This is a genomic window from Actinoplanes sp. NPDC051494, assembly GCF_044454705.1.
Taxonomy (GTDB): Bacteria; Actinomycetota; Actinomycetes; order Mycobacteriales; family Micromonosporaceae; genus Actinoplanes.
Genome location: NZ_JBITDZ010000002.1, coordinates 1,201,623 through 1,221,867, shown reverse-complemented (window position 1 = coordinate 1,221,867; position 20,245 = coordinate 1,201,623). Strand labels below are relative to the sequence as shown.

Sequence of the window (20,245 nt, the reverse complement as noted above, 5' to 3'; positions counted from 1 at the left end):
GGGTGATCAGGGATGCTGAACAGCGTGGAGTATCCCGAGCTCGCGGACCGCACCGGTGGGTTCCGCTTCGGCGCGCCGCACGCCGTCACGGTGGGCGTCGACGGCGCGCGCGTGGCTTTCCTGCGCTCCCCCGGCCCCTACGACCCGGGCGCTGCGCTGTGGCTGCTCACCGTGGCCACCGGCGAGGTGACCCAGGTCGCGGCGGGGCCCGTCACCGCGTACGCGGGCTCCGGGGATCTGTCGGTGTTGACCTGGTCCGAGGACGGCGTGCTGCGGTGCGTGGGCGCGGCGATGACCGCGACCGCGCAGGTCGTCGACCCCCGGCCCGATCCCACCGGCACCCACGTCGGCTACGTCACGCCGGACGCCACCCTGCGTGTCATCAGCGGCAACGACGATCAGCTCCTGGCCGGCGAACCCGGGGTCACCTGGGGTGTCGCCGAACCCGTCGCGACCGGGTTCGGCCGCACCCGGGGCTGGTGGTGGGCCCCCGACGGCAGCCGGATCCTGGCCGTCCGCGGCGCCGGCCCGGCCAGCCTGCACCTGCTCGACCTGTACGGCGGCTGGGTCGACGTGCACTGGGACCGCGAGACCTACCCCTACCTCGCCGACGTGCGCTGGACCGCCGGGAACCCGCTGATCACGGTGCTGCGCCGGAGCCAGCAACACGGCCTCGTGCTCTCCGTCGACCCGCGTACCGGCGAGACCCAGGTGCACGCCGAACTCGCCGACGCCCGCTGGGTCGAACCCGTGCCCGGCACCCCGCTGCTGCTGCCCGACCGGCGCGTCCTCGTCGGCGGCGAACTCGCCCACGACGGCTTCGACGCCCGCTGCCTGTTCGCCGACGGCAGCCTGCTCACCCCGCCCGGCCTCTATGTGCGCCGGGTCGCCGGGGTGCTCACCGAAACCCAGGAACTGATCATCGAGGGCAGCGAGGGCGACCCCGCCGAACACCACGTGTACGCGATCCGGACCACCCTGGGCGGCGCCGGAGCCAAGTCCCGCCGCCTCACCGACGGGCCCGGCCGCCACCACGCCGACGTCGCCGCCGACGTGCTGGTGATCGACAACGCGGTGCGCCGGGGCTCCTCCATCCAGCCGCTGGCCTCATGGGCCGAACCGCTGCCCTACGATCCGCGACCGGTGTTCGAGCGCGTCACCGACCGCCGGCTGCCCGCCGCCGTGCTGTACCCCACCGGCCACGTCACCGGCACCCGGCTGCCCGTCCTCGTCGACCTCGGCGACGGACCCGGCCGCCAGCACGTCGTCCACGACCCGGCCGCCTGGCAGGAAAGACAATGGTGGGCCGATGCCGGCTACATCGTGGTCAGCGTCGACAGCAGGGGTACGCCCGGAGTGGCCCCGAGCTTCGAGAAAGTCGTCTACCGTCGGCTGGCGGACGTCGCACTCACCGACCAGGTCGAGGCCCTGCACGCCCTCACCGGTAAGCATCCCGACATGGATCTCGCCCGGGTGGCCGTACGCGGAACCGGTCTCGGGGGCTGGCTCGCGATCCTGGCCGTGCAGCGCCGCGGTGACCTGTTCCGCTGCGGCGTCGCGCACCGGCCGATCACCGACTGGACCGCGCTGCCACCCGCCTACGCCGAGCGTTACCTCGGCAGCCGCACCGACAACCCCGAGATCTACGACCACCACGCGGCGGCTCCGGCCGGTCCGGAGCTGCTGATCTCCCCCACCGGGGGTCTCACCGAAGAACTCGCGTTCGTCACCCGGGAGTGCGCATGACGTCAGCCCTTATCGGCCGCAGCCTGCCCATGGAGGCGCTGCCGACGTCCGAGGTCGATTATCTGCAGCTCGGCGAGACCTCGGCCATCTCCGAGCTCTGGGACGGCAACGTCCTCACCTGCCCCCGCGACACCCCACGGCACCAGATGATCCTCAACGCGCTGAGCAACGCGCTGCGGGCCGGCCGCTCCGATCTCAACGTCATCACCGGCATCCCGGTGCGCCTGGGCCCCAGCCGCATCGCGGTCCCCGACCTGATCATCGCGGGCACCATCGACCCGGACATCCCCCTGGTCGAGGCCACCTCGGTCCGGCTGGTCTGCGAGATCACCTCCGCGTCCAGCGCGACGGTCGACTGGACGTTGAAGATGCACGCGTACGCCCAGGCCCGGATCCCGTGTTACCTGGTCGCGGAACCGGAACGCGGGCTGCTGCACAGCAACATGCTGTCCGCCCAGGGCTACGTCGAACAATCCGTCATGCAACTCGTCCGCGTAACCGGGCTCAATCTCTGACATGTCGTCCCACACGTGGACCGAAAGGGAGTTCCTGGCACTCGGCGAAGCCCCCGAGCGGGTTGAACTCTTCGACGGGAGCCTGCTCGTGACCCCGGCGCCGACACCCCGGCACCAGCACATCTCGACCGAGCTCTCGTTCGCGTTCAGGCAGGCCACCCGCAAGGCCGGGCTCTATGTGCACGAGGCGGTCAACGTCCGGCTGCAATCGGGGCGGATCCCGATTCCTGACGTCGTCATCACCTCCGGCATCGATTTCGACGAACTGGTCATCGACGCGGCGGCGGTCCTCCTGGTCTGCGAAATCGTCTCGCCTTCCAACGCCTCCGCCGACAAAGTCCTCAAGTTGCACTATTACGCGGCCGCCGGAATTCCGTGGTATCTGCTCATTGAGCAGGAAACGGGCGCATTGCACCTTTACCAGTTGACCGAGAAACACTACGTCGAGCACTCGGTGACACCTTTCGGCGAGACCCTGCACCTGCGGGAGCCGGTCGTCGTCGACATCGACACGACGGAGCTGTTGCCGCCACGGTGAGCCGCAACCCGGAGTGAGTCAGGCGGCGGCGAGGCGGTTGCGGCCGGCCCGTTTCGCGGCGTACAGGTTGGCGTCGGCCCGGTCGTAGAGGTCGGTACCGGATTCGCCGGTGCGGGTGGTGGCCAGACCCATGCTGAGGGTGACCCGCAGGCCGGGGGCGATGTCGGACCAGTCGCGGGTCAGGATGACCGTGCGGATGCGTTCGGCCACCAGGCGGGCCTCCCGCTCGCCCGCGGACAGGAACATGGCGAACTCGTCGCCGCCGAAGCGGATGGCCACCTCGTCGTGGCGGCAGGCGGTGCGCAGGACCCCGGCGATCTCGCGCAGGACCGTGTCGCCGACGCCGTGGGAGAACGCGTCGTTGATCAGTTTGAAGCGGTCGACGTCGATCAGGAGCAGGGCGCCGGTCACCGCGGACACGATGCGGCGGTCGAACACCCGGCGGTTGGCCAGGCCGGTCAGGGCGTCCGAGGTCGCCGCCTGGTCCGCGGTCGTGCGGGCCAGTTCCAGCTCGAGCCGGCGCTGGGCCTGCTGCAGCATGGCGCGGCGGTCCAGGCGCAGGCGCCACAGCATCTCCAGCTGGCCACGCAGGGCGGCCAGCACCGACTGCGCCTGTTCCCCGGGGAATTCCAGGGTGGCCAGCACCGCCAGTTCGTACCGGTAGATCAGCCGCTGGGCCGGCAGGGCCGCGAGTTCGTCGGCGGCCAGGAACTCGCGGCGGGCCCCGCGCAGGTCACCGGTGTCGCGCAGGACGACGCCGTGGGCGAGGTGCAGCAGGCGCGCCTCGTGGTCCTGACCCGTCAGGCGGGCCGGCATCAGCAGCTCGCCGATGAGGTCCAGCGACTCCTTGTGCCGGCCGATCTTGGCCAGGCCGAGCGCGAGCAGCGCACTGGTCAGCGGGCCATCCGGGTCGCGCCAGCGTTCCAGCAGCTCGACACTCGTCGAGTACAGGCGCTGGGCCTCCCACTCCTGACCGACCTGCTCCAGCCGCAGACCCCATTCCAGGCGCAGCTCGGCGCGCTGCTGATCGGCCGCCGACCGATACTGCTCACTGAAATCGAAGATCCCGTCGGGTACGGCCATCGACTCGTCCGCCAGCTCGAACAGCTCGGCGACCTTCGCCGCGTCACACAGCGAATACATCGCCGAGACGTACCGGACGCTGCCGCGCGGGGCCGTGTCCAGGATGACCATCGCGCGGGCCAGATGCTGCAGCCCGTCGTCGATGCGCCCCATCCGCAGCAGCACCTCACCGGTGTCCGCGAGGATCTTGGCGTCGGTGGCGCGCGGGCCGGCGGGCGTGGTCAGCTCCTCGCCGACCGCCAGGGCCTCCTGGAGCCGGCCCAGCGCGGTCAGCGCGTACAACCGGGCGAGCCTGATCGACCGCAGCGTGCGCACGTCACCGAACGCGCTGGCCACCGCCTCCGCATGATCCGCGGCGACCAGCGTCTCCGCCTGCCGGCCCAGCATGGTCAGCTCGTGGACGTGCAACGCCAGCGCGGCGAACGGACCGTACGGCGAGATGAGCTCGGGCAGGTGGCGGTGCTCCGCCATCGTCCCACCCCAATCCGGCCGCAGACCTTCCCGTGACCGTACCGTTCGGCTTCGCCGAGCGACATCTAAGGAGAACGTCATAGGGTCTAGCCATGAGCGTTGATCACTTCGATGAGGCCGGGGCCGCGGTCCAGGCGGCACTCGACGCGGGGGCACGGTACGCCGACGCCCGGGTCATGCTGCGACGGACCGAGACCATGAGCGCCCGCGACGGCGACATCGAGGACCTGAGCTCGGACGAGAGCGCCGGCATCGGCGTACGCGCGCTGGTCGGGTCGAGCTGGGGCTTCTACGCCGTACCCGATCTCTCCGATGCCGCCGCCCGCGCGGCCGGGCGCCGGGCCGCGGAGATCGCCGCCGCCAGTGCCCGGGTCCCCGGACCCGCGATCGACCTGGTCCCGGCCGCCGGCCGGACCGCGAGCTGGGCCAGCGAGTGCCTGATCGACCCGCTGTCGGTGCCGCTGTCCACCAAGGGTGACCTGCTGGTCGCGGCCACCGCCGCGGCCCGTGACGCCGGCGCCGACCTCGCCGAGGGCATCTACCAGATCTGGGACACCCGCAAGTGGTTCGCGTCCAGCGACGGCCACCGCATCGACCAGCACATCCGCGAGTGCGGCGCGGGCATCACCGCCAGCGCCTACGGTGACGGTGAGATCCAGCGCCGGTCCTGGCCGTCGCACCGCGGTCAGTACGGCACCCGGGGCTGGGAACTCGTCGACGAGCTCGCGCTGACCGACAACGCGGCCCGGATGGCACAGGAGGCCCGCGAGCTGCTGACCGCGCCGCTGTGCCCGTCCGGCGAGACCACGCTGATCCTCGGCGGCGAACAACTCGCGCTGCAGATCCACGAATCCGTCGGGCACGCCATCGAGCTCGACCGGATCCTCGGCTGGGAGGCCGCGTTCGCCGGCACCTCCTGGCTCGACCTCGACCAGCTCGGCAGCCTGCGCTACGGCTCCGACCTGATGAACATCACCATCGACCCGACCATCCCGGGCGCGCTCGGCAGCTTCGGCTACGACGACGAGGGCTCCCCCGCCGCCAAACGCGACGCGGTCCGCAACGGCATCTGGGTGGGTGTCCTGGCCGGACGCGACTCGGCGGCCATGGCCGGGCTCGACTACGCCGGCAGCGTGCGCTCCGACGGCTGGGCCCGGCTGCCCATGGTCCGGATGACCAACGTCGGTCTCGAACCCGGCCCGCACACGCTCGACGAGATGATCGCGGCCACCGACGACGGCGTCCTCATGGACATCAACCGGTCCTGGTCCATCGACGACAAGCGGCTCAACTTCCAGTTCGGCTGCGAGATCGGCTACGAGATCAAGAACGGCCGGCGCGGGCGGATGCTGCGCAACCCGACGTACACCGGCATCGGCCCCAAGTTCTGGCAGTCGATGGACATGCTCTCCTCCGAGACGGTCGCCTGGGGCACCCCCAACTGCGGCAAGGGCCAGCCCGGCCAGATCGGTCACACCGGCCACCCGGCGGCACCGGCCCGGTTCACCAACGTACGAGTGGGGGTCCACGGATGAGTTCCGAACAGAACCTGGCGGGGCGCGTCGTCGAGCTCACCCGGCACCTCGCCGGCGCGGGAGCCGAGGCCGAGGTGGTGGCGGTGCACAGTGCCGACGCGCTGACCCGGTTCGCCAACTCGGCGATCCACCAGAACGTCGCCGAGGCCACCACCACGGTGCGGCTCCGGCTGCACGTCGACGGGCGCACGGCCGGCGGCTCGACCACCGTGACCGACGCCGACGGTCTGCGGTCGCTGGTGGAGCGCACGATCGCGGCGGCCCGGCTGTGCCCGCCGGATCAGGCCTGGTCCGGGCTCACCCCCTCGTCCGCGGTCCCTGCCCCGGACTTCGACGAGCCCACCGCCGCCGCCACCCCGCAGCAGCGGGCCGACCTGGTCCGTGACTTCGTGGACGCCGCCGAAGGGCTCGAGACGGCCGGCTTCTGCCGCACCAGTTACACCTCGGGGGGCTACGTCAACACCGCCGGGCAAACCGCCCACGGACGTACGGCGGAAGCGGCCATGGACGGCATCGCCCGGCTCGACGGCGCCGACGGGGTGTCCCGGCGCGCCAGCGGCCGGATCAGCGACCTGGACGGCGCGCCGATGGGGGCCCGGGCCGCGGCCAAGGCCCGAGCCGCCGGACGGGCCATCGAGCTGCCGCCGGGACACTACGAGGTCGTGCTCGAGCCGACCGCGGTGGCCGACCTGCTCGACAACCTGGCCGGGTTCGGCTTCAACGGCAAGGCCTTCGCCCAGCAGCAGTCGTTCGCCGCGCTCGGCACCACCCAGTTCGACCCCACGATCACCATCACCGATGAGCCACTCGGCGCGACACTGCCGTTCGACATCGAGGGCACCCCGCGCGACACCCTCGTCCTCGTCGAGAACGGCGTGACCCGGGCGGTCAGCCACGACCGCACCTCGGCGGCCGCGGCCGGCACGGTGTCGACCGGGCACGCGGGCGCGGCGTCCCGCTCCTGGGGGCCGATCGCCCACAACCTGCACCTGCACGCTTCCGCTGGTGCCGCGGCCACTTCCCCGTCCTCGCCGGATCGGAGCCCGACGGCGTCCTCGGCGCGGGCCCTGGTCGCCGGCATGCGGCGCGGGCTGCTGATCACCGATTTCTGGTACACCCGGGTCCTCGACCAGAAGAGCCTCGTCATCACCGGCCTCACCCGCAACGGCGTCTGGCTGGTCGAGGACGGCGAGGTGACCGCGGCGGTGGGCAACATGCGCTTCACCCAGAACTACCCCCAGGCCCTCGGCCCGGGATCGGTCCTCGGCGTGGGAACGACGGCGGTGTCCTTGCCGGACCGCTGGTCGGGCGTGCGCTACACGGCGCCGGCTCTGCACCTGGCCTCCTGGAACCTGACCGGCAACGCATCCGGCTGACAGATGCCCGACAGCGGCCCGCGGGGCCGCGGCGCACCACGCCGTCGACCAGCGACGATGCCCACCGGCCGGGCGAAATGCCAGAACTTGAGCCGCCGCCCGGCCGTTGGCACCCCCGCGGCAATCACCTAGGGTGATCATTCATTGACGTGGAGCAATGCTGATCCCGAAGTGACGGTGCCTGCGTGGCCGCGACCCATCACCCGACGAACTGCGAGAACGCGCGCAATCCTGGTTGCGAGTGCGCCACGTGCGGTGGGTCGCTCCACGGCATGAAAGGCTGGGTGACACTCAGCGGATCACCGGCACGGCGGGCCGCCTTGCGGCACGATCTCGTGGCGAGCATCGAGACCGACAGGCACACCGGACGGCCCAGCACCAATTCCGGAAACCGCCAGCGATACCTCAATCTCGCCCGCCTGGACCTCACCGAGCACCTCGGCGGCACCCCACCACACCGCCCCCGCTCCTACGACTTCGGCCGGGTCACCATCCTCGGAGAGCAGATCGTGCAACAACCGTGGCCGGAGATCTCCGCGGAGATCGACAGACTTGCCAAGGACCCGGCGACCGCCAGGACGATCAAGCTACAGCTGGCCGACCACACGTGGTGCGCGTGGCTCGTCGGACTGATCCAGCTGATCGAGCTGTTCAGGCAAGGATGCGACGTCCTCTCCGATGCCGTCCGGACCATGTTCGCCGAGAACGTCCTGAGACACTTTCCACCAGGACTCTGGCGCATGGTCGCCGACCTCGTTGTGGACAGGTTCTGGGCCGCTTTGACCACCTTGCTGAGATCCCACGTGCTTCCCGTCGGCGCGGATCTTCTGCGCGCGCTGCGCATCCTCACCGTGTTCATCTGCCCCTCGATCGAAGACCACCGAGAGGTCTACGACACCGCGATGCGGCCACTGATGGGCGAATCCTTCGAGCTGATCAGTGACGGGGTCAAGGCACAACTCACCGCACTGTTCACCGCCTGGTGGGGCGAGGACCAGCCTTACCCCGGCTGACCTGCGCAGCATTGACCGGCGTGCTTCACTGAGCCGGTGAGCGAGACGCCGCAGGACCAGCCGCCGTCGCCGGGTGAACCATACGCGGCCGGTACGGACGGGCCGGACAGCATTCTGCCGGGCGGGGACGAGACGGACACGGCGGCTGACGACCGCCCGAGTGGGTGGCGGACCCGGGCTGCCCGGTTCTCGGCGGGCGGGTCCGAGGTCGATCCGGCGAAGCGGCGGCGCCGGCGGTGGTTCCTCGGGGCGGTCGGGGCCGGGGCCGCGCTGATCGTGGCGGTGCTCTGTGCCGGCGGGGTGGCTGTCGTCGCCGCGGTTTCCGGGTTCCGGGACGATGCCGATGAGCTTCAGGAGGAGCGGCAGGTTCACAATGCCGCCTGCCTCGAACTGGAAGGACAGCTCAACCGCCTCGTTCCGCCCGGGGCGACCACAGCGACCGCGGCGCGGGCCGACGCCGTCCGGGACGAGAACGCCGCGTTGCGTATCTACATCGGACAGCTGCCGGCCGGGCGGGCTGCCGACGGGTGGCGGCAACTGGTCGACGCGCGGACAGCGTATGCCGAAGCTCTGGGTGGGGACGCGCCCGCTTTCTATGCTGCCCCGCGCGACGCCGAGGGCCGGGCCGTCAGCGATGAGCTGGTACGACTCTCCCCTTCGGGGTGTGCCGGGCCGATCCGGCGGCTGCAGGCTCCCGATCTCTGACCAAGATCACCCAGAGTGACCCGCAGACAACTCATGACCTTCGTTGTAACGTGTGCCACACATTGCGGACGCACACGGTGGTCAATAGGCGCGCCCGCTGACAGTTCTACCTGTCTGGGAGACGTCAATGACGACGACAGCAACGGGTCCGGGTGCGAAGCGTGCCGCGATCAGCGCCCGGACGTTGCGGACCGACCGGTGGTGGATCGCACCGCTGGTGACGTTTGCCGGATTGACCGCCTGGGTGGTCTACGCGACCGTCCGGGTGTTCATGCACAAGTGGTATTACGTGGCGGACTTCCATTATCTGACCCCGTTCTATTCTCCGTGCCTGACCGACCGGTGCGTGGCAGGGTCCGCTGAGTTCGGGACGCCACTGCCGAGCTTCTGGCTCATCCCCGAGGCTGCACTCACCCTGCCGTTCCTCCTGCTCTTCCGGTTGACCTGCTACTACTACCGGAAGGCGTACTACCGGGCATTCTGGCTCTCCCCACCGGCGTGCGCGGTGCCCGACGGGCACGCCACCTACACCGGCGAGACCCGATTCCCGCTGATCTTCCAGAACCTGCACCGGTACGCGTTCTACGCCGCCGGGATCATCTCGGTCATCAACACCTGGGACGCGGTCCGCTCGTTCGGGACCGGCGTCGGGCTGGGCAATCTGATCCTCAGCATCAACGTGATCATGCTGTGGGCGTACACATTGTCCTGTCATTCCTGCCGGCACATCGTCGGTGGACGCCTGAAGCACTTCTCGCGGCACCCGGTGCGGTACCGATTCTGGACTCTCGTCTCGAAACTCAACGCCCGGCACATGATGCTGGCCTGGATCACCCTCGGCACCCTCGCCCTGACCGATTTCTACATCATGGCGCTCGCGGCCGGCTGGTGGCCCGACCCGCGCTTCATCAGCTGAAGGACGGCGCAGCACAATGACTTCGCGTATCGAGCGGCACCTGTACGACGTCGTGGTCATCGGGGCCGGCGGGGCCGGACTACGGGCCGCCATCGAGGCCCGGATGGCCGGGAAACGCACCGCGATCATCTCGAAATCGCTGTTCGGCAAGGCGCACACCGTCATGGCCGAGGGTGGCGCCGCCGCGGCGATGGGGAACGTGAACAGCCGCGACAACTGGATGGTGCACTTCCGCGACACCATGCGCGGCGGCAAGTTCCTCAACAACTTCCGGATGGCCGAACTGCACGCCAAGGAGGCCCCGGAACGGATCTGGGAGCTCGAGACGTACGGAGCGCTGTTCGACCGCACCAAGGACGGCAAGATCTCGCAGCGCAATTTCGGCGGGCACGAATACCCGCGGCTCGCGCACGTCGGCGACCGTACCGGACTGGAACTGATCCGGACCCTGCAGCAGAAGATCGTGTCGCTGCAGCAGGAGGACTTCGCCGAGACCGGCAACTACGAGGCCCGGCTGCGGGTGTTCTCGGAAACCACGATCACCGAGTTGCTGCTCGACGGCGACCAGGTCGCCGGGGCGTTCGGCTACTACCGGGAATCCGGGGAGCTGATACTGCTGGAGGCGCCCGCGATCGTGCTCGCCACCGGTGGCGTCGGTCGGTCCTACAAGGTGACGTCGAATTCCTGGGAATACACCGGGGACGGTCACGCGCTGGCGCTGCGGGCCGGCGCGACGCTGATCAACATGGAATTCCTGCAGTTCCACCCGACCGGGATGGTCTGGCCGCCCAGCGTCAAAGGCATTCTGGTCACCGAATCCGTACGCGGCGACGGCGGTGTCCTGCGCAATTCCGACGGCAAACGGTTCATGTTCGACTACGTCCCCGACGTGTTCCGCAAGCAGTACGCGGACACCGAGGAGGAGGCCGACCGCTGGTACACCGACCCGGACAACAACCGCCGCCCGCCGGAACTCCTGCCCCGCGACGAGGTGGCCCGGGCCATCAACAGCGAGGTCAAGGCCGGGCGGGGCACCAAATCCGGCGGAGTTTTCCTGGACGTGTCGACCCGGATGCCCGCTGAGACGATCACCCGGCGGCTGCCGTCGATGTACCACCAGTTCAAGGAACTGGCCGACGTCGACATCACCAAGGAGCCGATGGAGGTCGGCCCGACCTGCCATTACGTGATGGGCGGCGTCGAGGTCGACCCGGACACCACCGCCGCGTCCGGACGGGTACGCGGACTGTTCGCGGCCGGTGAGGTGTCCGGCGGGATGCACGGTTCCAATCGGCTCGGCGGCAACTCCCTCTCCGACCTGCTGGTATTCGGCCGACGGGCGGGAGAGCACGCGGCCGCGTACACATCCGGGTTGGAGAAAAGGCCGAAAATCAACGCCGCGGATCTCGCGTCGGCCACCGCCGGCGCACTCGCGCCGCTGGAACGGGAGGCGGGCGAGAACCCGTACACATTGCAGCAGGACCTCCAGACGGTGATGGGTGACCTCGTCGGCATCATCCGACGCGAGGGTGAGCTGACCGACGCGCTGAAACGGCTGCAGGAACTGAAAGCGCGAGTGGCGAACGTCGGCGCGACCGGCGGCCGGCGTTACAACCCCGGCTGGCACCTCGCCCTGGACCTGCGCAACATGCTGGTCGTCTCGGAATGCACCGCGAAAGCGGCCCTGGAACGCGAGGAATCCCGCGGCGGGCACACCCGTGAGGACTTCCCGAGGATGGACCCGCAATGGCGCAAGGTGAACCTGGTCTGCTCGCTCGACGACGCCGGTGACGTGCATCTGGAACGCAAACCGCTGCCCGTCATACGACCCGAGCTGCTGGACCTGTTCGACCGCGGCGAGCTGAGCAAATACCTGACCGACGAGGAGCTGGCATGAGCGCGAGGCGTCACTTTCGGGTCTGGCGGGGAGACCCGGCGGGCGGCGAGATCCGCGACTACGACGTCGAAGTGAACGACGGCGAGGTCGTGCTCGACATCATCCACCGGCTCCAGGCGACCCAGACCCCCGACCTCGCCTGCCGATGGAACTGCAAAGCCGGCAAATGCGGCTCCTGCTCCATGGAGATCAACGGGAAACCACGGCTCGGCTGCATGACGCGGATGTCCACCTTCGAGGACGACGAAACCGTCACGATCACGCCGCTGCGAACGTTCCCGGTCATCCGCGACCTGGTCACGGACGTGTCCTTCAACTACACGAAAGCCCGCGAGACGCCCGCGTTCGCACCGCCGCCCGGCCTCGAACCCGGCGAATACCGGATGCAGCAGATCGATGTGGAACGGTCGCAGGAGTTCCGCAAGTGCATCGAGTGCTTCCTGTGCCAGAACACCTGTCACGTCGTACGCGATCACGAGGAGAACAAACCCGCGTTCAGCGGCCCGCGATCCTTCATCCGCGCGGCGGAACTGGACATGCACCCGCTCGACGACCGCACCGACCGCAAGGAGTATGCGCAGGCCCAGCAGGGGCTCGGACTCTGCAACATTACCAAATGCTGCACCGAGGTCTGCCCCGAGCACATCCACATCACCGACAACGCCATCATCCCGATGAAAGAAAGAGTCGTGGACCGGCGGTACGACCCCCTGGTGTGGCTGGGCCGCAAGATCTTCCGCCGCGACGAGCTCGAAGCGCCTGCCCCGGTCAGCGAGCCGCTCGAGGTGGCCGAGCTGCTCTCCGGCCAGTCCGGTGGCCCCTCGCCCTTCGGTGACCAGGAGTTCCCGCTGACCGAGATCACCTATCAGCACCCTTCTTCGACGACCCGGCCCGACTGATGGAACCATCAGGGCGTGTTTCCTGACGACCAATGGAATGCCCGCAGCCGTCACCTCGACGATCGACAGCGGGAGCTCGACGGCCGCGAGCGCATGCTCGACGGCCGTGAGCAGCGCCTGGCCGGGCTCGAGGAGGTCCTCCACGAACTCGAGCGGCTCCTCGCCGAACGCGAGAGAATGGTCGCGCACCGTGAGGTTGCCGCTGAGCGCCGCGACGAGGAAGCCAACGAACGCGAGTCACTCGCCGACAGCCGCGAGCACAACGCGACCGCCCGCGAACGGGTCCTCGATCAGCGCGAGGCCGTACCCGGCTCGGACCCGGCCGACCCCGCCGTCCGCATCGAGGGGGCGTTCGCCCGGGAGGTCGCCCGGCTCGACCGCAGCGACGCCTTCCTGGAACGCTCCCGGGCCGCGGTCAAACGGGCCCAGGACCGGCTGGACTCCCTGCGAGCCAACCGGCACGAGGAAGGCTGAGTTTCTCGCACTGATGTACTAATATAGCTGCGTGAGCTCCTACCAGCCGTCGATGCTCGACCTCATGGGTGGCCAAGCGGCCGCTCTCACGCCGCTGCGTGGCCGGGTCGTGCGGCACCAGCTGACCGCCGGCGCCTGGGTCGACGTGCTGCCCGGATGGGTCAGCGGATCGGACGAGATCTTCGAAGCGCTGCTGGCGGAGGACGTCGGCTGGCGGGCGGAGCGGCGACAGATGTTCGACGGGGTGGTCGACGTGCCCCGACTGCTGCGCTGGTTCGGCCGCGACGAGCAATTGCCGCATCCGTCGCTGACGGAAGCCCGGGAACAGCTGTCGGCCTATTACGCGGCGGAGCTGGGCGAGCCGTTCGTGACCGCCGGGATGTGCCTGTATCGCGACGGCAAGGACAGCGTGGCCTGGCACGGCGACACGCTGGGCCGGTCCGCCCGCGAGGACACGATGGTCGCGATCGTGTCCTTCGGGTCGCCACGCAACCTGATGCTGCGGCCCCGGTCCGGCCAGGCGGAGACGCTGCGGTTCCCCCAGGGGCACGGCGATCTGATCGTGATGGGCGGGTCCTGCCAGCGGACCTGGGAACACGCGATCCCCAAGACGGCCCGCCCGGTGGGACCCCGGGTGAGCGTGCAGTTCCGGCCGATCAACGTGGCTTGACCGGCCGGCGCCATCAGCCTCCTGACCGCCCGTCGCCCGACGGCGTCCACGGGCTGGGCTGCTGCGGCGACGAAGGCGCGGCGGTCGGGTCCGCGAAGGCAGCGGGCGGTGGCGGCACAGGGTGTGCCCAAGGGTCCGACGGCGGTTCGCTGGAATCGTGCGGCGCCATGGACGGCTGGGCCGAGGAGAACGACGGGACCGCGTAGGGCGATCCAGCCGGGTCGGACGACTGGGCCGCGTACGGCGACGCCGCCTCGCTGGGCGGCTGGGCCGCGTACGGCGACGCCGCCTCGCTGGGCGGCTGGGCCGCGTAGGGCGACGGTGCCGCATAGGGCGCTGCCATTGGGTGGAACGGCTGAGACGCGTAAGGCGACGGCGCCGCGTACGGCGACTGGGCCCCGTAGGGCGGCTGGGCCGGCTGCTGCGGGTAGCCGGTGGACTGCTCTGGGTAGGCGGGCCGCACGAGATGGCCCGGCTGGTTCTGCGGCGGGCCGAACGGGTCGGGGTAGCCCTGCGATGCCCCGTAGCCCTGCGGTACGCCGTAGCCCTGGTGTGCGCCGTAGCCCTGCTGGGCTCCGAAGCCGGGCGGGGCTCCGAAGCCGGGCGGGGCTCCGAAGCCGGGCGGGGCTCCGAAGCCGGGCGGGGCTCCGAAGCCGGGCGGGGCTCCGAAGCCGGGCGGGGCGAAGTGGGCCGGCGGGGTCGGGAAGCCCTGCGGATAGCGCTCGGCCATCGCTCGGATGTGGGCGTCCTGGTTCTGCATGATGCGGCGGATCAGCAGGATCGCGCAGATCGCCGCCGCGATCTCGAGGATGGTCGCCAGGACGGCGATCAGGATGCCGGTGCCGGTGCCCGGGTCGGAGACCGAGGTGCTGGAGAAAACCCGGTTGAACACGATGAACGTGGTCCACAGGGTGGCCCACCAGTAGAAGATCGCGCGGGGGATGCGGCTGCGGGGGCCCTGGCTGCCGGCTTCGCTCGCGGCGTCGATCTCCTTGATCACCAGGAGCGGGATCACCAGGTTGGCCAGGGGGATGAACCAGCCGCCGATGGTCCAGCCCTTGACCCAGCGCAGGTCGGCGCCGAACACCTCGAGGTTGGCCCGGGTCCGGTACAGCCAGACGATGAAGGAGATGGCGCCGAACAGGAAGGTCGCCGCCGTCACCACGACGGCGATGGCGGAAATGGCCAGCACATCCAGGTTGTACGGGTTGGCCTCGTCCAGGGTGAGCCCCTTGGCGCGGACCTCCCCGTCGATCCAGATCACCGTCACGAGGGTGAGCACCGCCGCCACCATGGTCACCACAAGCGCCACGGTCGCGGTCAGCGCCGGGATGCGGGCCGGCCGGGGCGGGGCGTAGGCCACCTGGCCGGGCGGGTACTGCGGGTAGGCGTGGGGCGGGTACTCGTTCATGTCTGCTTCCCGGGGAGGTTCGTGCCCGGCTCAGGGCGGTGACGAAGAATATCCGCTCCGGAGCACTCCGCGCTGCCCCGAACTCCCGCCCTGTGGATAACGAGCATATTCCCAGTTCAGAGCGGTCTTCCACAGAGTTATCCACAGGCTGGGCCGTCGTCGTTTTGCCCGTCCGGGACAAGCGAGGAAAGTGGGCGGTCCACAAAGGCCGACGGGGGCATACGGTGCATGTTGACGGTGACGTTTCCAGACCATTGACACGACGTCTCAAGTATCTACACTCCAAGTGTAAATAGCGATCTTCCACTGAGGACGACAGCCGAGGTGACGATGACGCGCCAGATCCCGTCCGAAGGTCTATCCCTCTACGACATCGGTGTCCGCTTCGGCGGCCTGGTCGCCCTCGACGGCGTCTCGCTGCGGGTGCCGCCCGGGCGCACCGTCGGGGTCATCGGGCCCAACGGCGCCGGCAAGACCACGCTCTTCAACGTGATCTGCGGCTTCGTCGGCCCCTCGGCCGGTGAGCTCCACCTCGACGGGCGACCGCTCCGGGCTCGTCCGCACCAGCTCAGCAAGCGCGGCATCTCCCGTACGTTGCAGGGGGTCGGGCTCTTCCCCAGCCTCACCGTCCTGGAGAACGTTCTGGTCGGCAATGCCGACCGGGAGCGGGCCATGGCGGCGCTGGAACGGTGCGGTGCCGACAGCCATGCCGAGGCGAGCCCGAACAGCCTGCCGTATGCGATCCGCAAACGGGTCGCGCTGGCCCGGGCCCTGGTCACCGAGCCCCGGCTGCTGCTGCTCGACGAGCCGGCGGGCGGGCTCGGGGTGCGCGAGATCGAGGAGCTCGGCGATCTTGTCAGAGGGCTGACCTGCTCGGTGCTGCTGGTCGAGCACCACATGGACCTGGTCATGGCGGTCTGCGACGAGATCCTGGTCCTCGACTTCGGCAAGCCCGTCGCCCATGGCACCCCTGAAGCGATCCGCAACGACGACGCCGTCGCTGACGCTTACCTGGGGGCCGCAGCATGAGCGCATGCACAAGGCAGGCACAGCATGAGTGATGTGCTGCTCAGGACGGAGAGTCTCAGTGCGGGATATGGCTCCGTTCCCGTCCTGCACGATGTCGGGCTCGAGGTCGGGACCGGGTCGATCACCGCCGTGCTGGGGGCCAACGGGGCGGGGAAGACGACGCTGCTGCGTACCCTCTCGGGCCTGCTTCCGGCCACCCACGGCCGGGTGCTGCTCGACGGCAAGGACCTGCGCGGGGTCCGGGTCGAGGAGATGGTGCGCCGCGGGGTGGCGCATGTCCCGGAGGGTCGTGGGGTGGTCACCGAGCTGACCGTCGACGAGAACCTGCGGCTCGGCGGGCTGTGGCGCAAGGACCGCGCCGATGTGCGCACGGCGATGGCCGAGGTCTACGAGCTGTTCGAACCGCTCGCGCGGCGGCGCAAGTTTCCCGGGCACCAGCTCTCCGGCGGCGAGCGGCAACTGCTGGCCCTCGGGCGGGCCCTGGTCGGGCGGCCCCGGTTGCTGCTGCTCGACGAGCCGTCGCTCGGGCTCGCGCCGCGGATCACCGGGCAGATCATGACGCTGCTCGGGACGCTGCGGGACAAGACCGGGCTGACCGTGCTGCTGGTCGAGCAGAACGTGCGGGGTGCGCTGGCGATCGCGGACGAGGCGGTGGTGCTGTCGCTCGGCCGCATAGTCACCCGCGGCACCTCCATCGACGACGAGCTCCGGCACGCTTACCTCGGCTTCTAAGGACGGCCATGGACCGCTTCGTGTTCCTCACCTTCGACGGATTGAGCCGGGGCGCGGTGTACGCCGCGTTCGCCCTGGCACTCGTGCTCATCTGGCGCGCCACCCGGATCGTCAACTTCGCCCAGGGGGCGATGGCCGTGGCCACCGCGTACGCCGGGTTCTCGGTCTCGTCCGCGACCGGGTCGTACTGGCTGGGGTTCGGTGTCGCGATCGTCGCCGGGCTGGTGCTCGGCGCGGTCACCGAGCGGGTGGTGATGCGCTTCGTCGACCATTCGTCACCGCTCAACGGGGTGGTCGTCGCGCTCGGGCTGGTGCTGGTCATCCAGGGGGTGCTCGGCATGATCTTCGGCAACGAGTACCGGCCGGCGGACGCGCCGTTCAGCCGGGAAGCGTTCACGGTCGGCGGGGTGGCGCTGTTGTCCCGCTTCGACCTGTTCGTCTTCGCCGCGGTGGGCATCGTGGTCGGGCTGCTCGCGCTGCTGTTCACCCGCACCCACACCGGGCTGCGGATGCGGGCCTCGGCGTTCGCGCCGGACGTGTCGCGGCTGCTCGGGGTGAACGTCGGCGGGATGCTGACGCTCGGCTGGGCGCTCGCCGCGGCGGTCGGTTCGCTCGCCGGGATGCTGGTGCTCCCCACCGAGCTGGGGCTGCACCCGAACGCGATGGACATCGTCTTCGTCTCGTCGTTCACCGCCGCGGTCGTCGGCGGGCTGGACAGCGCCCCCGGCTCGGTGCTCGGCGGGCTGATCGTCGGGCTCCTGCTGTCCTACGTGAGCGGCTATCTCGGGGCCACGGTCGCCCCGATCGCCGTACTCATCCTGCTGGTCGTGGTGTTGCTGGGCCGGCCCGGCGGCCTGTTCTCCCGATCGGCGGCGAGGGCGGTATGAGCGTCGCGACCCTGCGGAGATCCCTGCCGGTCGACCGGCGGCTGGTGTGGACGCTCGCCCTGGCCGTGGTCGTCGTGGTGCTGACCCTGGTGCTGCCACCGTTCCGCACCTATCAGCTGGCGACTGTCGGCGCTTACCTGTGCGTGACCGCCGGCCTGACCGTGCTGACCGGGCTCAACGGGCAGCTGTCGCTGGGGCACGGCGCGCTGATGGCGACCGGTGCCTACACGCTGGCGCTGAGCGTGAACGCGGGCTGGCCGCTGACCCTGGCGCTCACCGCCGCGGTGCTGGTCACCACCGCGGCCGGGGCGGTCGTCGGGCTCGCCGCCGCCCGGTTGCGCGGGCCCTACCTGGCCGGGCTGACGCTGGCCGTGGCGGTGGTCGTGCCCGCGATCACCAGCACGTTCGACGGCACGTTCAACAGCGACCAGGGGCTCTCGGTCGCGCTCGAGCCGCCGCCCGCGACGGTCACCGTCGAGCAGTGGCAGGCGTGGCTGGCGTGGGGTGCCGCGATCGTCACCCTGGTGCTGCTCCAGCTGCTGATCGGCGGCCGGTTCGGGCGGGAGCTGAGAGCCGTCCGGGACGACGAGACCGCCGCGCGGCTGTCGGGCGTGAGCGTCGCTCGTACCCAGGTGCTGGCCTTTGTCGTCAGTGCGGCCTGCGCCGGGCTCGGCGGCGCGCTGTTCGCGGTGCTCGCCCAGAGTGTGTCGCCGGGCGCCTTCCCACTGTCGTTGTCGCTGTTCCTGGTGATGGCCATCGTGATCGGCGGGCTCGGCAGCCTGGCCGGCGCGGTGTGGGGAGCGGTGCTGCTGGTCGCGTTGCCCGCGCTGGCCCACTCGGTCACCGACGGCATCGACGTGCAGCGGCTGGAGGGCAACCTGCCGCTCGCCCTGTTCGGCATCACCCTCGTCGTCGTCATGCTCGCCGCTCCCGGCGGGATTGCCGCGCTCCGCCCCCTACGCACAAGGAGAAGAAAGGTATGAGACGTTTCTGGTCCGTCCTCACCGTCATAACCCTTGCCGCCGCCACCACCGCCTGCAGTGAGAGCGGTGGCGGGGGAAGCAGCGCGAACACCCCCGGCGTCACCGACAAAGAGATCACCATCGGTACGCACATGCCGCTCACCGGGCCCGCCGCGGCCGGGTATTCGAGGATCGCGCCGGCGTCCAAGGCGTACTTCGACTACGTCAACGCGAACGGCGGCGTGCACGGACGGACCATCAATTACAAGATCATGGACGACACCTACAACCCGGCCACCACCCAGCAGGTCGTACGGGAACTGGTGTTGCAGGACAAAGTGTTCGCGATCCTCAACGGGCTGGGCACACCCACGCACACCGGCGTGCTCGATTTCCTCAAGACCAACCGGGTGCCGGACCTGTTCGTGGCGTCGGGCAGTCGCAGCTGGAACCAGCCCGACAAGTATCCGGGCACGTTCGGGTTCAACGTGGACTACACGGTCGAGGGCAAGATCCTCGCCAGTCACGTGAAGCAGACCCAGGTCGGCAAGAAGGTGTGCTTCCTGGGCCAGGACGACGACTTCGGCAAGGACAGCCTGGCCGGCATCGAGCAGGTGCTCGGCCCGGTCGCCGCGAAGCAGTCGTACGTCACGAGCAACCCGAACGTCGGCCCGCAGATGGGTGCGCTCAAGCAGGCCGGCTGCCAGGTCGTCATGCTGGCCACCGTGCCCGGGTTCACCGCGCTGAGCATCGGCACCGCGGCGAAGCTGGCGTTCAAGCCGCAGTTCGTGGTCTCGCAGGTCGGTGCGGATCTCGCCACGCTGACCACGTCGCTGGGGGCCGCGGCGCCGCTGACCGAGGGGATGATCTCGGCGAACTACCTGCCGCTGGCCACCGACGAGGCCAACCCGTGGATCCAGCTGTTCAAGAAGGTCAACACGCAGTACAACGCGGGGGCCGAGCTCGGCAACAACGAGGTCTACGGCATGTCCGTGGCGTATTTGTTCGTGCAGGCGTTGCAGGCCGCGGGCAAGGACCTGACCCGCGACGCGCTGATCGCGGCGGTCGAGAAGGGTGGCTTCCAGGGCCCGGGGCTGGTCCCGGTGCGGTTCTCGGAGACCGACCATTCCGGGTACGCGGGTGAGCAGCTCAGCCGGGTCGAAGGCGGCAAGCAGACCTATTTCGGCACCCCGTTCACGACCGACGACGCGGCCGGCGCGGTCACGGCGTACTCCACCGCACCGCCCGCACCGCCCGCGAATGGGATTCCGGCGGCTTCATAGGTCAAATCCTTGCGCCCCGCCGCCGGCGCGATGCAGGGTTGGCGGCGGGGCGGTCACTCCGTAGTATTAAGCACAATTAGTGCAATAACTTTTGGGGGTTCGC

General features: G+C 69.8%; 18 protein-coding genes and 1 pseudogene. 17 read left to right on the top strand and 2 right to left on the bottom strand.

The window, feature by feature from the left end; genetic code table 11:
- Window positions 1-12: 12 nt before the first annotated feature.
- The 3 genes and pseudogenes from ACIA6A_RS12340 to ACIA6A_RS12330 form a co-directional block, all read left to right on the top strand.
- Window positions 13-1,820: pseudogene (locus ACIA6A_RS12340) on the top strand (prolyl oligopeptidase family serine peptidase); the annotation flags it as partial.
- Window positions 1,809-2,261, top strand: coding sequence for a Uma2 family endonuclease (locus tag ACIA6A_RS12335; protein ID WP_396097656.1), 453 nt, complete (start codon window positions 1,809-1,811; stop codon window positions 2,259-2,261). The pseudogene ACIA6A_RS12340 and the gene ACIA6A_RS12335, both read left to right, overlap by 12 nt.
- 1 nt (window position 2,262) lies before the next feature.
- Complete coding sequence (locus ACIA6A_RS12330) at window positions 2,263-2,799, top strand: Uma2 family endonuclease (protein ID WP_396097565.1); 537 nt, start codon at window positions 2,263-2,265, stop codon at window positions 2,797-2,799.
- An 18-nt stretch (window positions 2,800-2,817) separates the two neighbouring features.
- On the opposite strand, the gene ACIA6A_RS12325 is transcribed toward ACIA6A_RS12330, so the two are convergent.
- Complete coding sequence (locus tag ACIA6A_RS12325; RefSeq protein ID WP_396097564.1) at window positions 2,818-4,353, bottom strand: diguanylate cyclase; 1,536 nt, start codon at window positions 4,351-4,353, stop codon at window positions 2,818-2,820.
- Window positions 4,354-4,445: 92 nt separating this feature from the next.
- Here ACIA6A_RS12325 and ACIA6A_RS12320 point away from each other — a divergent pair, with 92 nt between their 5' ends.
- The 9 genes from ACIA6A_RS12320 (at window position 4,446) to ACIA6A_RS12280 (ending at window position 13,838) form a co-directional block, all read left to right on the top strand.
- A complete protein-coding gene (locus ACIA6A_RS12320; RefSeq protein WP_396097563.1) occupies window positions 4,446-5,888 on the top strand; it encodes a TldD/PmbA family protein in 1,443 nt (480 codons plus the stop codon).
- Window positions 5,885-7,264 carry a TldD/PmbA family protein gene (locus tag ACIA6A_RS12315; protein WP_396097562.1) on the top strand — a complete coding sequence of 460 codons (1,380 nt, stop codon included), beginning with the start codon at window positions 5,885-5,887 and terminating at the stop codon, window positions 7,262-7,264. The genes ACIA6A_RS12320 and ACIA6A_RS12315 overlap by 4 nt, the downstream gene beginning before the upstream one ends.
- Before the next feature lie 284 nt (window positions 7,265-7,548).
- On the top strand, window positions 7,549-8,277 hold the full coding sequence (locus ACIA6A_RS12310) for a hypothetical protein (RefSeq protein WP_396097561.1): 729 nt from the start codon (window positions 7,549-7,551) through the stop codon (window positions 8,275-8,277).
- Between the two features lie 36 nt (window positions 8,278-8,313).
- Complete coding sequence (locus ACIA6A_RS12305; RefSeq protein ID WP_396097560.1) at window positions 8,314-8,982, top strand: hypothetical protein; 669 nt, start codon at window positions 8,314-8,316, stop codon at window positions 8,980-8,982.
- Window positions 8,983-9,109: 127 nt separating this feature from the next.
- Window positions 9,110-9,898, top strand: coding sequence for a hypothetical protein (locus ACIA6A_RS12300; RefSeq protein ID WP_396097559.1), 789 nt, complete (start codon window positions 9,110-9,112; stop codon window positions 9,896-9,898).
- Between the two features lie 16 nt (window positions 9,899-9,914).
- Entirely contained in the window at window positions 9,915-11,795 is a 1,881-nt protein-coding gene (locus ACIA6A_RS12295) for a fumarate reductase/succinate dehydrogenase flavoprotein subunit (RefSeq protein ID WP_396097558.1), read from the top strand.
- On the top strand, window positions 11,792-12,694 hold the full coding sequence (locus tag ACIA6A_RS12290) for a succinate dehydrogenase/fumarate reductase iron-sulfur subunit (RefSeq protein WP_396097557.1): 903 nt from the start codon (window positions 11,792-11,794) through the stop codon (window positions 12,692-12,694). Before ACIA6A_RS12295 ends, ACIA6A_RS12290 begins: the two co-directional genes overlap by 4 nt.
- Before the next feature lie 15 nt (window positions 12,695-12,709).
- On the top strand, window positions 12,710-13,168 hold the full coding sequence (locus tag ACIA6A_RS12285) for a hypothetical protein (RefSeq protein ID WP_396097556.1): 459 nt from the start codon (window positions 12,710-12,712) through the stop codon (window positions 13,166-13,168).
- Window positions 13,169-13,220: 52 nt separating this feature from the next.
- A complete protein-coding gene (locus ACIA6A_RS12280) occupies window positions 13,221-13,838 on the top strand; it encodes an alpha-ketoglutarate-dependent dioxygenase AlkB (RefSeq protein ID WP_396097655.1) in 618 nt (205 codons plus the stop codon).
- 13 nt (window positions 13,839-13,851) lie between these two features.
- Here ACIA6A_RS12280 and ACIA6A_RS12275 read toward each other — a convergent pair whose 3' ends face one another.
- Window positions 13,852-15,249, bottom strand: coding sequence for a DUF4328 domain-containing protein (locus tag ACIA6A_RS12275; protein WP_396097555.1), 1,398 nt, complete (start codon window positions 15,247-15,249; stop codon window positions 13,852-13,854).
- A 330-nt stretch (window positions 15,250-15,579) separates the two neighbouring features.
- On the opposite strand from ACIA6A_RS12275, the gene ACIA6A_RS12270 reads away from it, so the two are divergent.
- Genes ACIA6A_RS12270 through ACIA6A_RS12250 form a run of 5 tightly spaced genes read left to right on the top strand, consistent with a single transcriptional unit; the run spans window position 15,580 to window position 20,142 of the window.
- A complete protein-coding gene (locus tag ACIA6A_RS12270; RefSeq protein ID WP_396097554.1) occupies window positions 15,580-16,278 on the top strand; it encodes an ABC transporter ATP-binding protein in 699 nt (232 codons plus the stop codon).
- Window positions 16,279-16,302: 24 nt separating this feature from the next.
- Window positions 16,303-17,010: an ABC transporter ATP-binding protein gene (locus ACIA6A_RS12265; protein WP_396097553.1), complete on the top strand. Its 708-nt coding sequence runs from the start codon at window positions 16,303-16,305 to the stop codon at window positions 17,008-17,010.
- An 8-nt stretch (window positions 17,011-17,018) separates the two neighbouring features.
- Entirely contained in the window at window positions 17,019-17,897 is an 879-nt protein-coding gene (locus ACIA6A_RS12260; RefSeq protein WP_396097552.1) for a branched-chain amino acid ABC transporter permease, read from the top strand.
- Window positions 17,894-18,880, top strand: a complete 987-nt coding sequence (locus ACIA6A_RS12255; protein WP_396097551.1) for a branched-chain amino acid ABC transporter permease — start codon at window positions 17,894-17,896, stop codon at window positions 18,878-18,880. The genes ACIA6A_RS12260 and ACIA6A_RS12255 overlap by 4 nt, the downstream gene beginning before the upstream one ends.
- Window positions 18,877-20,142 carry an ABC transporter substrate-binding protein gene (locus ACIA6A_RS12250; protein ID WP_396097550.1) on the top strand — a complete coding sequence of 422 codons (1,266 nt, stop codon included), beginning with the start codon at window positions 18,877-18,879 and terminating at the stop codon, window positions 20,140-20,142. Before ACIA6A_RS12255 ends, ACIA6A_RS12250 begins: the two co-directional genes overlap by 4 nt.
- Window positions 20,143-20,245 lie beyond the last annotated feature (103 nt).

What these genes read in the sequence shown, in the direction of transcription:
- ACIA6A_RS12265 (WP_396097553.1), top strand. Translation starts at nt 16,303, where the DNA reads ATGAGTGATGTGCTGCTCAGGACGGAGAGTCTCAGTGCGGGATATGGC.
- ACIA6A_RS12320 (WP_396097563.1), top strand. Translation starts at nt 4,446, where the DNA reads ATGAGCGTTGATCACTTCGATGAGGCCGGGGCCGCGGTCCAGGCGGCA.
- ACIA6A_RS12255 (WP_396097551.1), top strand. Translation starts at nt 17,894, where the DNA reads ATGAGCGTCGCGACCCTGCGGAGATCCCTGCCGGTCGACCGGCGGCTG.
- ACIA6A_RS12315 (WP_396097562.1), top strand. Translation starts at nt 5,885, where the DNA reads ATGAGTTCCGAACAGAACCTGGCGGGGCGCGTCGTCGAGCTCACCCGG.
- ACIA6A_RS12270 (WP_396097554.1), top strand. Translation starts at nt 15,580, where the DNA reads ATGACGCGCCAGATCCCGTCCGAAGGTCTATCCCTCTACGACATCGGT.
- ACIA6A_RS12300 (WP_396097559.1), top strand. Translation starts at nt 9,110, where the DNA reads ATGACGACGACAGCAACGGGTCCGGGTGCGAAGCGTGCCGCGATCAGC.
- ACIA6A_RS12280 (WP_396097655.1), top strand. Translation starts at nt 13,221, where the DNA reads ATGCTCGACCTCATGGGTGGCCAAGCGGCCGCTCTCACGCCGCTGCGT.
- ACIA6A_RS12275 (WP_396097555.1), bottom strand. Translation starts at nt 15,249, where the DNA reads ATGAACGAGTACCCGCCCCACGCCTACCCGCAGTACCCGCCCGGCCAG.
- ACIA6A_RS12295 (WP_396097558.1), top strand. Translation starts at nt 9,915, where the DNA reads ATGACTTCGCGTATCGAGCGGCACCTGTACGACGTCGTGGTCATCGGG.
- ACIA6A_RS12260 (WP_396097552.1), top strand. Translation starts at nt 17,019, where the DNA reads ATGGACCGCTTCGTGTTCCTCACCTTCGACGGATTGAGCCGGGGCGCG.
- ACIA6A_RS12250 (WP_396097550.1), top strand. Translation starts at nt 18,877, where the DNA reads ATGAGACGTTTCTGGTCCGTCCTCACCGTCATAACCCTTGCCGCCGCC.
- ACIA6A_RS12325 (WP_396097564.1), bottom strand. Translation starts at nt 4,353, where the DNA reads ATGGCGGAGCACCGCCACCTGCCCGAGCTCATCTCGCCGTACGGTCCG.
- ACIA6A_RS12330 (WP_396097565.1), top strand. Translation starts at nt 2,263, where the DNA reads ATGTCGTCCCACACGTGGACCGAAAGGGAGTTCCTGGCACTCGGCGAA.
- ACIA6A_RS12290 (WP_396097557.1), top strand. Translation starts at nt 11,792, where the DNA reads ATGAGCGCGAGGCGTCACTTTCGGGTCTGGCGGGGAGACCCGGCGGGC.